Annotated in this window: 17 protein-coding genes; 14 read left to right on the plus strand and 3 right to left on the minus strand. The window is 33.0% G+C overall.

The window, feature by feature from the left end:
- Positions 1-564 precede the first annotated feature (564 nt).
- Positions 565-1770 (plus strand): EAL-associated domain-containing protein, encoded by a 1206-nt coding sequence (locus tag ACIQ4I_RS00265; RefSeq protein WP_403091743.1) that lies wholly within the window; start codon positions 565-567, stop codon positions 1768-1770.
- A 494-nt stretch (positions 1771-2264) separates the two neighbouring features.
- Positions 2265-2639, plus strand: coding sequence for a hypothetical protein (locus tag ACIQ4I_RS00270; protein WP_403091745.1), 375 nt, complete (start codon positions 2265-2267; stop codon positions 2637-2639).
- Positions 2640-3223: 584 nt separating this feature from the next.
- On the opposite strand, the gene ACIQ4I_RS00275 is transcribed toward ACIQ4I_RS00270, so the two are convergent.
- On the minus strand, positions 3224-3931 hold the full coding sequence (locus ACIQ4I_RS00275; protein WP_403091746.1) for a class I SAM-dependent methyltransferase: 708 nt from the start codon (positions 3929-3931) through the stop codon (positions 3224-3226).
- 298 nt (positions 3932-4229) lie between these two features.
- Here ACIQ4I_RS00275 and ACIQ4I_RS00280 point away from each other — a divergent pair, with 298 nt between their 5' ends.
- The 9 genes from ACIQ4I_RS00280 (at position 4230) to ACIQ4I_RS00320 (ending at position 10999) form a co-directional block, all read left to right on the plus strand.
- Positions 4230-4553, plus strand: coding sequence for a hypothetical protein (locus tag ACIQ4I_RS00280; RefSeq protein WP_403091748.1), 324 nt, complete (start codon positions 4230-4232; stop codon positions 4551-4553).
- Between the two features lie 176 nt (positions 4554-4729).
- Positions 4730-5602, plus strand: coding sequence for a hypothetical protein (locus ACIQ4I_RS00285; protein WP_403091749.1), 873 nt, complete (start codon positions 4730-4732; stop codon positions 5600-5602).
- Between the two features lie 482 nt (positions 5603-6084).
- A complete protein-coding gene (locus tag ACIQ4I_RS00290) occupies positions 6085-6381 on the plus strand; it encodes a rhodanese-like domain-containing protein (RefSeq protein ID WP_403091750.1) in 297 nt (98 codons plus the stop codon).
- A 48-nt stretch (positions 6382-6429) separates the two neighbouring features.
- Positions 6430-6981 carry a sulfurtransferase TusA family protein gene (locus tag ACIQ4I_RS00295; protein ID WP_403091752.1) on the plus strand — a complete coding sequence of 184 codons (552 nt, stop codon included), beginning with the start codon at positions 6430-6432 and terminating at the stop codon, positions 6979-6981.
- A 368-nt stretch (positions 6982-7349) separates the two neighbouring features.
- Positions 7350-7745, plus strand: coding sequence for a DsrE/DsrF/DrsH-like family protein (locus tag ACIQ4I_RS00300; protein ID WP_403091754.1), 396 nt, complete (start codon positions 7350-7352; stop codon positions 7743-7745).
- Between the two features lie 92 nt (positions 7746-7837).
- A complete protein-coding gene (locus tag ACIQ4I_RS00305; protein ID WP_403091755.1) occupies positions 7838-8962 on the plus strand; it encodes an MBL fold metallo-hydrolase in 1125 nt (374 codons plus the stop codon).
- Positions 8963-9027: 65 nt separating this feature from the next.
- Positions 9028-9255 carry a sulfurtransferase TusA family protein gene (locus tag ACIQ4I_RS00310; RefSeq protein WP_403091757.1) on the plus strand — a complete coding sequence of 76 codons (228 nt, stop codon included), beginning with the start codon at positions 9028-9030 and terminating at the stop codon, positions 9253-9255.
- A gap of 48 nt (positions 9256-9303) precedes the next feature.
- On the plus strand, positions 9304-10080 hold the full coding sequence (locus tag ACIQ4I_RS00315; protein ID WP_403091759.1) for a sulfite exporter TauE/SafE family protein: 777 nt from the start codon (positions 9304-9306) through the stop codon (positions 10078-10080).
- Positions 10081-10552: 472 nt separating this feature from the next.
- Positions 10553-10999 carry a hypothetical protein gene (locus ACIQ4I_RS00320; RefSeq protein ID WP_403091761.1) on the plus strand — a complete coding sequence of 149 codons (447 nt, stop codon included), beginning with the start codon at positions 10553-10555 and terminating at the stop codon, positions 10997-10999.
- A gap of 252 nt (positions 11000-11251) precedes the next feature.
- Here the strand turns inward: ACIQ4I_RS00320 and ACIQ4I_RS00325 are convergent, their stop codons facing one another.
- Entirely contained in the window at positions 11252-11857 is a 606-nt protein-coding gene (locus ACIQ4I_RS00325) for a hypothetical protein (RefSeq protein ID WP_403091763.1), read from the minus strand.
- Positions 11858-12119: 262 nt separating this feature from the next.
- Complete coding sequence (locus ACIQ4I_RS00330; protein WP_403091765.1) at positions 12120-12908, minus strand: hypothetical protein; 789 nt, start codon at positions 12906-12908, stop codon at positions 12120-12122.
- A gap of 843 nt (positions 12909-13751) precedes the next feature.
- Here ACIQ4I_RS00330 and ACIQ4I_RS00335 point away from each other — a divergent pair.
- From ACIQ4I_RS00335 to ACIQ4I_RS00345, 3 genes are all read left to right on the plus strand, one after another.
- Entirely contained in the window at positions 13752-14444 is a 693-nt protein-coding gene (locus ACIQ4I_RS00335) for a response regulator transcription factor (protein WP_403091766.1), read from the plus strand.
- Positions 14441-15436, plus strand: a complete 996-nt coding sequence (locus ACIQ4I_RS00340; RefSeq protein ID WP_403091768.1) for a sensor histidine kinase — start codon at positions 14441-14443, stop codon at positions 15434-15436. The genes ACIQ4I_RS00335 and ACIQ4I_RS00340 overlap by 4 nt, the downstream gene beginning before the upstream one ends.
- Before the next feature lie 112 nt (positions 15437-15548).
- Positions 15549-16310 (plus strand): ABC transporter ATP-binding protein, encoded by a 762-nt coding sequence (locus ACIQ4I_RS00345; RefSeq protein ID WP_403091769.1) that lies wholly within the window; start codon positions 15549-15551, stop codon positions 16308-16310.
- Positions 16311-16379: the final 69 nt, after the last annotated feature.

Below are 16379 nucleotides of genomic sequence, written 5' to 3' on the forward strand. Positions count from 1 at the left end.
GTCAATTCAGTGAAGTGCATTCAGAGTCCTGCGGAAACGCGAGCCATAGAGACCCCACAGCGTAGCGAGGAGGCTCGTCGGTTCGCCCGCGGAAAGCGAAGCTGATTCCACTTCATGTTATATTAAATTTGTACTATAAAAAATAGGGGTAAATTGTTTTTTTAGTGCCCTCAAAATAGTGAGGAGGAGGCTTGCATCTACCGTTTCACTCTCTATGCTGGAAAGAACTGCTGCTTGCCCGCGGAAAGCGTCCGTCTGTAGCGGCATCGAAGAGCTTATCATTTATTCAAATCAATCGTTTAATGATCGTGGTTTTTAAATAGAAAAGCATTTATGAAATTGATGAATTGATTTAGCTAATAATAATCAAAAGTTTACTTTTCAAAGTCTGTCAATTTCTTTAGTTACCTTATATAACTCATCAAAAAAACTCTTACTGATTCTTGATAAAATTGGTGAGAGTTTTTATATTGAAAAAATAATTATTTAAAAGAATTGTGTCAGTGCCAGCTTCAAAAATGTAGGATATAATAGTAGTAGTAAGTTAGAATGGGGGACCAGCTAATGGACGTTCTTGATCTTCTCGATCGATTAGAAGAAATCGAAATATTATTTGAGCCAATCTTTAGTGCAGATGAGCATGTAATTGTAGCATACGAAGTAATTGGTCAAATATTAAAAGATGATCAACATTTCAATATTATTGAATTTACATATGACGAAACAGTTCCGGCTGATATTCGTGCAGAAGTGGAACTAATCATGGTTAAAAAGGCACTTACTATCGCAAAAGATGCTTTAAAAGAAGCTAATCTTTATTTACCATGTAATCCTAATTTGTTGATGATGGACTTTGGCGATGCCTATTTTCAAGTTTTAAAAGATTTAGTGGAAGAGAACCTTTTACAAAATATTCATTTAGTCATTCCAATGCAAAAATTTAGTGGGGATATCAATCAGCTACGGCATCCAATTCTCTATATTAAAACGTATGGAGCAAAAATGGTAGTTGCTGATATTGGTTCAGACAGTAAGCTGGATCAAATTTTACTAATAGAACCCACTGTATTGAAAATGAAAGTAAGCGGGCTGGATTACAATGCATGGGGTGCTCAAAATTATATGTTTACAACCATTCAGACACTCGCAGTCCAAATGGGTGCAACATTAATGTTTGATCAAATTAATACGAGCTATGAATTACACTACGCGTGGAAAAATGGAGCACGGTATTTTAAAGGTAAGTATTTAGAAAAACCATCCAATCATTTTATTGCACGTGATGTCTTAAAGGAACGTTTCCGTAGCGAATGTCAGCAATTTATCTCAACAGAGAAAAAGATATTAGAAATAAAGTACAATGAAATGAATAAGCTACAAAAAATCATTTCAACAATGGTGAAAAATACGAATCCGACAAGCCAAAATGTCGAAAGTATTATAGAACTTGCCGAAAAACTAGAGGACTATGCTTTTCGTTTATACATTTGTAACGACGAAGGCTTTCAAACTTCACCCAATATCGTCAGACTAAATAGTGAGTGGCAAATAGAGGAAGAGGCGATCGGCAAAAACTGGAGCTGGCGTCCGTACTTTCTATTAAATATGATTAAGCTACGAAATGATGTAAAAGGTGATTTATCTAGTATCTATAATGATATCCAGACAAGTGAACCTACACGTACCTACTCAATGGCATTAAATTGCCAAGAATTTTTGTTTGTCGATATTACTTATGACTATTTAACACAGCATAATATTGTGAATTAAAAAGAATCAGCCAATCAATTGGGGAAGAACGATTATAATGGATCGCTTGATATTAGCACATCTAGCGGTCTTTTTATTTGGCAACCTGTAAAGGCGATGGTCCATGGTTTTCAAATTAAGAACTATAGACTAGAACAAGGAGATCCTAAAGATCAAGAGCAGACTGTCGGCAAAGCTAAGAGAAATCGATCTGACTTAATTGTGCTTTAGGAAATAACTCAAATGCAGGGAATAGGAGGGTAGAATGCTACATGAATAAGATATAAATAAAGAAATTTTAAAATTTTAATCTAATCTGAGAGGCAGAATAAAAAGTACATAAATCACTTTACTGCTAATATTGAGGGATTTGAAAAAATACATATCATATCTTTTGTCCATTCAAAAAACTGTGTACATATATTGTTTTTCAGCAACTTCTGCGAAAGTCTAATCAATAAAAAAGTACATGCATATACTAAATTAGAAGTATAACCCTGATAGGGGGTGAATTGATGCCATATAATCAACCAGATCCTAGAAGGAGACCACTCCCACCAAGATATAGACAAGGTTTTGGACCTCAACAAGGTTTTGGACCTCAACAAGGTTTTGGACCTCAACAAGGTTTTAGATCTCAACAAGGTTTTGGACCTCAACAAGGTTTTGGATCTCGACAAGGTTTTAGACCTCTACAAGGTTTTGGACCTCCTTTTCAAGGTAGACAGGAGCAACCTTCCTTTAACCCTAATCAACAACCACAACCCAATGTTTCTAGATTTGAAAGATTACCAGATCATTTAAATACAATTATGGGCCATGCGGGAACAATAAAAAATGGGGTAAATATGATGAGGCAAATAGGATCATTTTTAAGATCATTTAGATAGTTTTTCTCGATGGAAGAAGATAATTTTTATGCACATCATATGCACATCAATGGATATAAAGTTGATGTGCTTTTTTACGTGTTAGATCTACATTTTCAGCTTAAAATTTGTCTATTTCAAAACTTTGCACTTCTTTAGCTTTTACATTTGGTACGTTTAACACTAATAGAGCCCACCCAAGCAATGCAATATCTATTATTAATAGGATCATATCTAACATGTCCTGGAAGAAAAATAATTTAAAGACATATATAGGGATTCTTATTCTCAGGAAAACTACAAAGCGATGTTATTAATCATGAAGAATTTCCAGGAAATCCATATGTTATTTTTGAATAATCTTAGATTAGAAAAACAAGAAGTAGTAAAATCAAAAAGATGCATTAAAAAAGATAGATTCATTATCAGCTAAACAATTAAAACTCATCAAAACAATAAACGATAACTTAAATGTTCCAGAAAGATTAAGTTATGATGAATATACATTAAATCACGACTAGTTAATAAAGAAGACCTTGCATGGAGAAATGTCGCTTCTTTTAATTATACTTTAGCACCAAAGGAATGGGATTCCTTTTATTAGATTAGTTCTTTTGAACAGCGAAAGTAATTGCAGTTGTTTTTAATAAAACTGGCTTTCCTTTTCGTGTAATTTGGTATTCTAGTGATTTTGGTAACACTAATATTTCTTCCCAACCATTATAGACCTGTCTGAGTGTACTTAACATTTCTGCAGAAGATATATTCACTTCCATGAATGCCTCCATTTTAGCCCCCGTTTCCAAATCAACTTCCTCAACTTCAGAATTTACAATAACACAGTTCACACCATTGACTTTTGTTCCATTTCTCATATTTAATAGAACTTTTTCTAAGGTATCCCGCGAGTCAACGTGCTCTAGGCTTAAAACAGCAATAATATAGTCATATTCGTTAGGTTGTATAACAAAATTCGCAATATCTTCTTTATAGGGAACAATAATTTGTTGCACATTCAATTCGTTACTATATTGTCTTAACTTTTCAACTGCTGTATCAAGTAAATCAACACAGACAACATATGAGCCAACTTTTAATTTTTGTGCAATTGGAATACTATTTCTACCAACACCACAGCCAAGGTCAAGTACCTTTATGATATCCTTTTCTTCAAAATAGGCCATTAAATCCAAAATCGTCGTAACAGGTTTATACAACCATGAACCTTGTTCAAAAAGTTTATAGTTGTCATAACAATAGTCGTGATATAGTTTTTCTTCTTGACGAATAAGATTAATTCTATCTGAACTCATTTTCTCACCTTTCCTTTACGGTTATTTAATCTAATTTTAGCGAAAAAAGTAAAATGTTTAGGTTGAAAAAAGCGTACTTTTAAAAAGAATCAGTGTAGCTGGATTATAACTTTATAAAGCAATGCTTAGTGAACTGTTCCCACAATAGAAGGATTTTGTTCTGAATAAGTTGACCAAATTTAAATAAAAAGATCGGATCTTAATTATCTTCTACATAAATATAGTAATTTCTCAATAAATGTTCCCTTTATTGAGAAATCATTATATTGTATATATTTGATGGGAGGTAATTGATAATATGAGAAAAATACTATTTTCAACAGTATGCGCACTTGCTATTTTAGCAACAGGATGTTCAAGTGACTCCTCATCTGATTCAGCATCCGATGATATTGAAACTAACATTGAACTAGCAGTACAAGATGCGGTAGAGCAAAATGAAAAAATCGATAACGTTGATTGGTCATGGAGTATAGATGACTACCATATCATCGATAATGGAGATGGTACTTACGACACTTCGGGACAATTCTCATGGCATGATAAACTATATGATTTTAATATGACTTTTGAAGACACAGATCACAATACTTTAAAACTTATAAGTTATCACGTTAACTAGAAGTAAAACATATCGTGAAGATAATTTAGTACATAAGATTGGATAATCTCTATATAGTAAAAGGCTACGGGAATAACCCATAGTCTTTTCTATTGCTATTTTATTTCTATTTTCCTTCATTTTAAAATTTAGTCAATGATTCAATTATTAATAACAATAGAAATAGTGAGAATATATTGAAAAACAAGATTGTAATACCAATACTAGCAGCAAGTTTATTAGCGACGGGATGTTCTGCCCATTCAGATGTTACTAATGAAACAAAAGCCTCTCAACAAAGTATGAGTAAGGCAGAAAAAGAAAAAATCGATCAACAAATCCAAAAAGCGATTGATAATATTAATGCTATTTATAAGAAAAAAAGTTATGTTGAAAATGGTGATTTTTCACCTAAAGACTATGGTTTAGTTAAAAAGACACTGAATATATCTGCTGAAGCTTTGAATATTGAGAAAATAGACGTTAACGATGATAAGACAATAAAATCTATAAGCGATAAAATTGTAAAGCGAATTGATCATTTAAATTTAACAGAAAAGAAGAAATTTTTAGCTGATTTAAAGAAACCAGCCACAATTTATAATGCAATATATCGTGAAAGTATTTATGATAGTTTATATGATTTTGATAGAGAAAATAATATAGAAAATAGTATGGATGATTTTATTAATTACGCTACGATGGATAACGTTTCAACAAAAGATGTAGTTGAAAAAGCAAATCTTGATTACGACCTGCCGAAATATCGAGCTTCATATTGGAAAGAAGAAGAAAAACTATTCAAAGACAAATATGGGGAATCTTTTTCTCAGGAAAACTACAAAGTGATGTTATCAATTATGAAGAATTTCCAAGATATGCAGGAAGTCCAAATGTTATTTTTGAACAATTTCAGATTAGGAACACAAGAAATGGTAAATCCAAAAGATGCATTAAAAAAGATAGATTCATTATCAGCTAAACAATTAAAACTCATCAAAACAATAAACGATAACTTAAATGTTCCAGAAAGATTAAGTTATGATGAATATTCATTAAATCACGACTAGTTTAATAGAGAAGACCTTGCATGGAGAAATATCACCTGTAAGGTCTTTTTTGTTTTGAAGTAGTCGGATCTACATTGTATATATCCATGATTAACGCCAAAATAATTAGAACAGACAACTTTAGGATCCACCATTTATTTATCTGAATAAAAAATAACCAGTTCTTGTTGACAAAATACCTACATGGGTATATAGTGGACCTTGTAAATGAATTCATTGTTTTTGTAAAAGCGATGATTGATCGCCTTAAATGTAGGCAACTTCAATATTCTCGGAATGATGGATGAGAATTCATTCACAATTAACGGCTGTTCATTTTGCAATTAAAATCAAAAAGAAATTCATCAATTAAAGAATAAATGTATACAATTTGTAATGAATAGTCGTTATCTTATATTTTTTTTAAATAATTAAATACCTATATAGGTATGGGTATTATTGAGATTCTTCAACGAGGCATATGTTTTATAGGAGGTATGAGGATGAAAGAAATTTCAACAAAAGAGGTTCAACAACGTTTAGAAGCGGGCGAACAATTGAATTTAATTGATGTTCGTGAAGTACAAGAAGTGCAAGCCGGTCATATACCTGGTATTGTGAATATTCCACTTGGATTAATAGAATTCCGTATGCATGAGCTTGACCGTAACATACCTTATATTATGGTATGCCGTTCAAGTGCACGTAGTGGCCAAGCAACTGCATTTTTAGAAAGCCAAGGTTATGAGGTAAAAAACATGGTAGGCGGAATGCTTGAATGGGAAGGCGCTGTTGAATAGTTTTTTTATTAAATTTAATACCCCTGATGGTATTTGGGAGGATTTTAGATGTTAAGAACTGATAAACAATTAGATGCAAAGGGCTTTTCTTGCCCGATGCCTATTGTAAAAACAAAAAAAGCAATGGCTGATCTAGTTGATGGTCAAATTATAGAGGTTCAAGCAACCGATAAAGGGTCAAAAGCAGACTTAGAAGCTTGGGCTGATTCAGTGGGGCATCAATATATTGGAACGACTGAACAAGACGGTGTTTTACATCACTACATTCGTAAATGCTCTAGCGAAACAGTTGATGAGAAAGCATTTGAACCAACAATTGAGCTAGATGAAATTTCAAACCGTGAGGGTCTTATTATAGACGTTCGTGAAGAAGCAGAATATGCATTTGGCCACATTGAAGGTGCTGTATCCATTCCAATGGGTGAGTTGGATGCACGTATGGATGAGCTTGATCATTCTAAAGAAATTTATGTTATTTGTAGAACGGGAAAACGCAGTGAATTAGCCGCTTCAAAACTGGTTAAAGCAGGTTTTACAAATGTATATAACGTTTTACCAGGAATGACTTCTTGGAAAGGCGACATCAGAAAAGAGATTTAATTTATTGATTAAATCTATTGAGTTAATTTCATAATGCAAAATTGATATAAAATAAATAACATTTAATGGGCAATTATTATATGCCATATCAATTAGAACATGGTCTATGAAGCGGAAGATGGCGACTCCTGCGGGAAAGCGAGACAGGTGAGACCCCGCAGCGAAGCACGGTACGGGCTTCCGAGGAGGCTCAACGCTCGCCCGCGGAAAGCGCCATCTGAAGCGGCATACTATGGAAATACTGGGAATGAGAAATCATCCGAATCATTGAGTTATTTATTTAGAAAAATATTCGTATTTTGTAACTAGAAAAGCATTTATGAAATTGACTTAAATAAATAAAAAACATATTTTAGGAGGATTTTATTATGTCAAACAAAGTAGCAATTATCGCGTCAAATGGTGGTCTTTTCGACGCATATAAAGTTTTCAATATCGCCACTGCAGCTGCAGCAACAGAAAAAGAGGTAGCCATTTTCTTCACATTTGAAGGCTTAAATTTAATCCATAAAGAAGCAATGAAAAACTTACCGATGCCAGCTGGCAAAGAAATGATGGCAGAAGGATTTGCAAAAGCAAATGTACCATCTATTCCAGAACTTGTTGAAATGGCACAAGACCTTGGTGTAAAATTCATCGGCTGTCAAATGACAATGGATGTAATGGGACTTACAAAAGAAGATTTCATTGATGGAATCGAAGTTGGTGGCGCTGTAACATTCTTAGAATTCGCGAAAGACGCAGCACCATCATTATCATTCTAATTGAACGATTTTGGATAAAAATAATTTGGTGAAGAAGTCTATGCTTCTTCACCAAAAAATTAACTTTTATATACCTATGGGGGTAATTAAAAATGACAGTAACAAAATGGACTGCAGCACAAGTCGCACGAAAAGTAATTGACAATAAAGAGTTATTTATTTTAGATGTTCGTAATCATGATGCTTTTGAAGATTGGAAAATCGAAGGACACAATTTCGAATATCTTAACATACCATATTTTGAATTATTAGATGGTGTAGAAGAACTAGTACCTCAACTTCCAAAAGACAAAGAAATTTTAGTCGTTTGTGCTAAAGAAGGTTCTTCAATGATGATTGCAGAGATGCTATCTGACGAAGGAATGGATGTTGCTTTTCTTGAAGGTGGTATGAAGTCATGGAGTATGTACCTTGAACCAATTAAGGTAGCAGATTTAAATGGTGGGGAGCTCTATCAATTCGTTAGACTTGGAAAAGGTTGTCTTTCTTATATGGTAATTTCAGAAGGTGAAGCAGCACTTATAGATGCAGTACGTCTTACAGACGTATTCACAAACTTTGCCAAAGAGAAAGGCGTAGAAATTAAACATGTATTTGATACGCATTTACATGCCGATCATATTTCAGGAGGACGACATATTGCTTCACAAGTAGGCGCTTCATACTACTTACCACCAAAAGATGCAACAGAAGTTGTTTATGATTACACACCTCTTGAAGATGGATTAACTGTTCAAATTGGTGCAGCTAAAATTGATGTTGGTGCATTATACTCACCGGGGCATACAATTGGTTCAACTTCCTTTGTAGTAGATAACCAATATCTATTAACTGGAGATATCTTATTTATCGATTCAATCGGTCGTCCGGATCTTGCAGGCCTTGCAGAAGATTGGGTAGGGGATTTACGTACCACATTATACAAACGTTACCGTGAACTAGCAGAAGATTTAATCGTATTACCAGCTCATTTTATGATCATCGATGAATTGAATGAAGATGGAACAGTAGCAAAACGCTTAGGTGATTTATTTGCTGAAAACCATGGTTTGAATATTGCTGACGAAGAAGAGTTTCGTCATACAGTAACAGATCATCTGCCACCCCAACCAAATGCATACCAACAAATTCGTCAAGTGAATATGGGGAAGATTACACCTGATAATGACGAACAAACAGAAATGGAAATAGGACCTAATCGCTGTGCTGTTCGTTAAATTCAAGTAAAGAATTCGTAAAAAATCCTATAGAGATATACTGAAAACGAAAGGGAAGATATAATATGAATATAACAAAAACCTTAGACGCAAAAGGATTGTCTTGTCCAATGCCAATCGTGAAAACAAAAAAAGCAATGGATCAATTGAATACAGGTGACATTTTAGAAGTGTTTGTTACAGATAAAGGTTCGTTAAATGACATTCCTGCATGGGTTAAATCTGGTGGACATCAAATCTTGAAACAAACAGAAGAAGCAGATGTCATTGCTTTTTATATTCAAAAAGGTTAATAAAAAGGCGAGCTTTAGCTCGTCCTTTTCATTGAAAGAAGGGAAACTATGAGTTTGTCACTAATCATTGTATTATTTTGCATAGGATTAGTTGGTTCATTTATTTCAGGAATGCTTGGAATTGGTGGAGCCATTATAAAATATCCGATGCTCTTATATATTCCTACAGCGTTTGGTGTAGCTTCCTTTACTTCACATGAGGTATCAGGCATTACTGCAGTAGAAATATTAGTAACATCAATTTCAGGTGTGATTGCCTTTCGAAAAGGAAATTACTTAAACATCTCATTAATCGCAACTATGGGTATTTCCGTTTTAGTTGGTAGTTTAATAGGAAGTTTTGCCTCAAGTGGTTTTAGTGAAGGCCAAGTCAACATCGTTTACGGCGTATTCGCGATTTTAGCGGCAATCTTAATGCTGATACCAAGAAAACAAGTACCCGAAAACGATGGGAATATTACTTTTAATAAACCATTAGCAGCGATTTTAGCATTCATCGTTGGTATTGGTTCAGGTATTGTCGGTGCAGGAGGTGGTTTCTTACTTGTACCAATTATGCTTGTTATTTTAAAAATTCCAACACGAGTGACAGTGGCATCGAGCCTAGCCATTACATTTATTTCTTCCATTGGTGGATCTATTGGCAAAATCACAACGGGTCAAGTTGAATGGTTACCTGTCATTGTATTAGCGATTGCAAGTATAATTGCTGCCCCATTAGGCGCTAAAGCAGCTAAGAAAATGAATACAAAAGCCCTTCAAGTTTTACTTTCCATATTGATTTTAGCAACTGCTATTAAAATTTGGGTAGATATCTTAATGTAGGTAAAGTAAACATGGAAGAATAAAGATAGGATAAGCAATTTGCTTATTCTATTTTTTTTGGAGAAAATAGAATTTTAAAATATTTCCTAACAATTGTAAAAAATGAACCAATTTCATTATGCGAAATTCATATAAAAAATCATGCGTGTTAATTATTCAGTTTTTATCCATTGAAAAATGGATGATCAACCAATAAATTGCTCGCTTTCCTGCGGGCGTTCGCTGAGCCGCTTCGTGACCAACATCGTGTTGGCCCGAGGAGATTGAAGCCAAGCCCGTGGAAAGCGCCGTCTGTAGCGGAACATACAAATCTGATTATTACTGTGTTGAAAGGTTCGTGTTTAAAAACCAAAAATGGATTTATGAAATTTATTTAATTAGATTCACGGATTGAAATAATTTAATTATTTGGATATATTTTGGAACTAAAATTATTTTTCAGACGTAGATTAGTAAAAAGGGAGGATTGTTCATGATAAAATCTAATTGGATATCTTATTTTGGGAAAATTCTATGGGTTGTCGGATTAATTATATTAGTAAATATAAGTTTTAATTATGAAAATCAGATTCAACAAACTGCGAGAGAAACATTTAGTTTAATTCCTGTTATTTGGTCTAAATTATTTATCTCGATTATATTTGGTCTCTATATTTCTATTGTTTTCGTGAAAAATTGGTCATTTAATATAAATCCATCTTTATTTTGGTGTATATCTATTCCTAGTATACTACTTTCGTTTGCCTTCCCAATATTGGCTACACTTTCATCCTTGAAATCTTTGCCAGATTATATAGCGAGTTCATCCATTTCTTTTTGGCTAATAAATGTTTCTTCTTCAGATGTGTTCGGAATTATCGCAGGGTTGTCGATTATCCTAAGTTTTTTTAATGCTCGCCCGAGTAATAAGAATCAATAATTTATTATTTAACAGACGTTTGCTTACAGTTTAATTATAAAACATATAAAATAGACTTGGTTTTAGACCCAAGTCTATTTTATTTTCTGATTAAATCAACAGTAAAATTTAACAGAGCCATTTTGTAAATCATAGGTAAATCTTATAAAGAAATTACAACAAGAGAATGTGCAAAGAATGATGCGTTATCGCTGAAAATGGGGTGTATCTTAGAGCGGAATCTTTAAATTAGCATTTGCATATTTATTTTATCTATAATTCTATCGCATTTAATTTTTCTGGTTTCTTATAAAATAAAAAAATTATAATTCCAACGATCATTAAGCAAAACGTACAATTTTGTGCAATGCCAATTATGTCATTCCAACTGTCTTTTCCGTTTACCAACAATTGTAGAATCAGACCCACAAGTAAAATCAATAATGTATAGTATGATTTTTTTACTAAAAATCCAACAGCTCCTCCAAATAATCCCCCAAAAGCTGAAGCACCGAACCAACTTACATAATTCATTATTTGTTGTATAACTGGTATGGGTATGTTATCCGACGTATTTTCATAAAAATGTCCAATAATTATATAGAGACTAATAGCAATGAGTGTATATACCATACCAAATAAAATTGCTTCTTTTAAATTATTGGCAAATCGATAACCAATGAACATAGCTATCATAAACCATATAGGTAAAGAATTAATCATAATCGCTAAATAAGAAATGACAAATTTAAAATTAGAAATGTCTTTATTTATAAAAGGTAAGTTATCTGAAACCACAGAAAAAATAGCAACAGTAACACTGACTATAGAAGTAAAAATAATAAACGGTTTACGAGTTACTTCTTTATTCTCTTGCAACAAATTGCCCCCTCTCAATAATTTCATCTTTGCTTTCTTTAATATAGATAACGATTCGACAAATATTTCCAAATTCCTCTATTTAAATAATCTTCAGTAAACTTGGTTTAGGATTAATAATTTATTTGTATCTTTGGAATGGGGTGCAATTAGATTTATTTATGAAGTCATTACAACGAAAGGTATTAATAATAAAAATGAAAAAAACTCTAGTCCCGATGATGAAGGGGATTAGAGCTTTTGTGAGAAATGAATTTTTCATCTATCTCATAAGATAGCCATATTTTCTTGAAGGGAAATCTGCTCCTAGTTTGTTAACTTGAGCTTTGGCATCTTTGATTAAAGTTTGTGCCTTTTCTTTTGTATTTGTATCTAAATGTTTGACTTTTCCATGATGCTTTGGAAATGAAACTCCCAGTGCTTTCAGCTGTTTATCAGCTTCTTCTTTGGTTAAGGAACCATCTTTAACTTTTTTCATAATTTCTTTAACTTTAGTTTTCGTTTTGTCGTCTAACTTTGCAAACATTTCTGCTCTGGGATGTTTAGGAAATGAAACCCCAAGAGCTTTTAATTGTTTATGGGCTTCTTCTTTAGTCAGTGAGCCATCTTTAACTTTTTTCATAATTTCTTTAACTTTAGTTTTCGTTTTGTCATCTAGCTTTGCAAACATTTCTGCTCTGGGATGTTTAGGAAATGAAACCCCAAGAGCTTTTAATTGTTTATCGCCCTTTTCTTTAGTTAAGGAGCCGTCTTTAACTTTTTTCATAATTCCTTTAACTTTTGCTTTTGTTTTGTCATCTAGCTTATTAAATGTTTCGCACTTAGCGTTGTGCTTTGGGACGGGAGCACCTATTTTTGCTAAGTCTAAATCTAATTTATTTAATATTTCATCTACTTTTTGCTGAGTTCTAGGATTTAGCATTGGTTGATGTTCAGAAGCGGTCATGTTTTGCTCTGCAGCTAAAGTAAAAGTTGGTGCAATTGTGTTACTCATAATTCCGAATGATAAAGCACAAGTTAGGGGAAATGATAAAAGTTTTTGTTTAATCATTTGTATCTACTCCTATAATTTATTTAAACAGTATAGAAAAGCTTTTTCTAAGGATCAACAGATAGTGATTTTCTTTAATTCATCTACCTTCTTCCAAGAATAATTTTGAGATTATTTTGCCCAGTTTTTAAAAAATTAAAAGTATCGAATAAACTCATTTTTAATTTTTTTGCAGATTAAAAATTTGTTCCACACTAATTATGTAGAAAGATTTTTAGTAAAAAAATAACCCACCTTTTATCAAATGGGTTTTAAACATTAACAGCAAATTTTCTAATCGAAACCGACTATTGATATCAAATAAAGAGACTTAATTTATTTGATATTGTATACCGTTTTGCATAATGCGAGGCCCAAAAGCATCTGTTCTGTTTTAATCCCTTCTACTAAATTAGTAAATTGCTACAACTCCTAATTCCTCATTGGCGTGTCACAGCTTCGCTTGTTATACGAGATCTAAGTCCAAACCAGCCTCAATCATGTTTCTACAAGTAGGAGAGAGCCGATTAGCTGAAGGGTTCGAAGCTCTACGGTCAGTTATGTTCTACCATGGCTACTGATATAATAAGACCAAATAAAAAATGGTCACCCAGAAATATCTGGTGACCTTATAATACGAACATGGTAGGTTTATTCAAGAAGGATGGTATAATTTATGTCTATAATAATCGGTGAAATAGGTAAGAGAAATATAAAATTGAATAAAACATAAACTCAAGTAATGGTTTACTTCAGTTTTTATAAGATGAGTTTCCAACAGAATACGTGACTGAAGCAATGAATTAATTTTAGTAGGTGAATTAAATATATTTTTAGTTTTGCACCGATACATAGGAGGATTCAATGTACAAAATATTAATTGTTGAAGATGAAATGAATATCGCAAAGGAATTAAAATGTCATCTTGAAAAATATGGTTATCAGTGCCTTGTTGTAGATGATTTTGAAAAGGTACTGGATCTTTTTCAAGACTTTATTCCGCATCTTGTTATCATGGATATTAATTTACCCGCATTTGATGGATATTATTGGTCTCGTAAAATAAGACGGGTATCGAAATGTCCCATTATGATTCTCTCTGCTCGTATGAGTGAGTTAGACCAGGTATATGGAATTGAAAATGGGGCAGATGACTTCGTTACAAAACCCTTTTTAATGGACGTGCTACTTGCAAAAATAAATGGACAAATTCGCCGTGTATATGGAGAATATGCACAAGATTCACAAAAGAGTACTCTAAAAAGGGGAAATACGGTTTTAAATCGGGATGCTGTCATATTATCTACACATGATCAAGAGGAGATATTAACACTAAGGGAACTAATGCTTTGTTCAATATTATTTGAAGCATTTCCCAATGTCGTAACGAGGCAGCAGTTACTCACAGCTATCTGGGATGATGAAAAATTTGTCGAGGAAAATACGCTTTCAGTAAATATTAAAAGGTTAAGAAAGAAATTAGTAGGGATTCATTCATCATTAGAAATAACAACAATCAGAGGTATTGGATATCAACTAAGGGAGAAAATTTCATGAAGTTGTTTTTACAGGATCATTTAAGTTTAATTATCCTTTATATTATAACGTTCATTAGTTTGCCGGTAGTTATAAATCGCCTAGATGGCCTTGAAAATCACTATCCCTATTTTATATTTTTAGCTGTTACCTTTCTAACCATTTTACTTTTCTTTCGCTATGTACGTCGCAAAAAGATGTATTCAAATATTAAGGAAAAGAGGATTGATACAGGTGATTTTCTGATTCATCAGCCAAGTGCACCTATAGAAAAAGCATATGCAGATCAATTGCATGAGATTCAATCTTTTCTCCTCTCAAAAGAAGATGAATACAAGGATTTCCTACAAGAACAGCAATTAATGATTTCTCAAACTGTTCATCAAATGAAAACACCACTTTCTGTCATTCAATTACTGATCCAATCGAATCATCCAAAAGATCCAAGTTTACTTCTGGAGTTGCAAAAAATAAAAAAGGAATGCGACAAGTTGAACTTTTCTTTAAATCAGCTATTAACATATAGTCGTTCTACAAAAATGTTAGCAGATTTAAAGATAGAACCAATCCTCTTAAAGAATATCATGCAGGAAGTGATTAATGATTTAAAGGATTATTTCATAGAGGAAGAAATCTTTCCAAAAGTTTCGATACGAGATGACGTATTGCTTTATTCGGATCGCAAATGGATAAAGGTTGTGATTTACCAGCTATTGAGTAATGCTGTCAAATATGGAGAGAAGCAATCTTCTGTTGTTATTCATTATGAAAATAATCAATTATATATCAAAAACAAAGGAGAAACAATACCGGAAAGTGAAATAAACCGTGTTTTTGAATTGTTTTACACAGGTACTAAAGGCCGCACGAAGGGTGAGGCGACTGGTATCGGACTCTACTTGGTAAAAAAGGTTCTTTCTACATTAAACCATCCATGCAAGTTATATTCCTCCCATAATGAAACAACTTTTGTAATTGATTTTTCCGGAAGTATAGAAACGGCTGCCAAATAAGGTAGCCGTTTTGAATATGACAATTTTGTCATATTGGTGTCATGTTTGGAGATTTAAGAGAGCAGGAGGGGAAGCTATACTAAAACAGAGATAAACAAGGAGTGAATTGCACATGACAAACACGATTTTGAACGTAAATCAACTTCAAAAAGAATATACAGGAGAAATCACATACAAGGCTTTAAAAGGTATTAATTTTAATTTAAATGAAAACGAATTTGTTGCTGTTATGGGGCCATCTGGTAGTGGAAAAACAACATTCCTTAATTGCATTTCCACAATTGATCGGCCAACTAATGGCGACATCACAATCAATTCCAAAAATCCATTTGATTTAAATGATGATGAATTGGCAAAATTCAGAAGAGCGGAACTTGGATTTGTTTTTCAAGATTTTAACCTGGTTCATACATTGACAGTAGAAGAAAATAATTTATTGCCATTGACACTCGATTCCATAGATGAGAAAGAAATGAGAAAGAGTTTAACGAAAATTGTCGATTTTTTAGGGATTGAAGAGATTTTAAAAAAGCGTACATTTGAAATTTCAGGAGGACAGAAACAACGTGTAGCAATTGCAAGAGCTGTTATCCATGAACCGAGCTTATTACTAGCAGATGAGCCAACTGGAAACTTAGATTCTAAAGCCGTAAATAGCGTGATGGAATTGTTCGAATCGATCAACAAGACTTTTAAAACAGCCATATTAATGGTGACGCATGATGCTTATGTTGCCAGTTTTGCACAGCGTGTCATCTTTATAAAAGATGGTGTTCTTTTTAATGAGATACATCGGGGGAAGAACAAACAGCAATTTTATCAAGAAATAATGGATACTCTCACGTATTTAGGTGGTGGCCAGCATGAGTTTTAACCATATTGTCATTCAAAATGTTTTATGAGATAAATCAACATATATTTCCTACTTTTTAAGTAGTGTCTT

Source organism: Rummeliibacillus sp. NPDC094406, assembly GCF_044763875.1.
In the GTDB taxonomy this organism is placed as follows: Bacteria; Bacillota; Bacilli; order Bacillales_A; family Planococcaceae; genus Rummeliibacillus.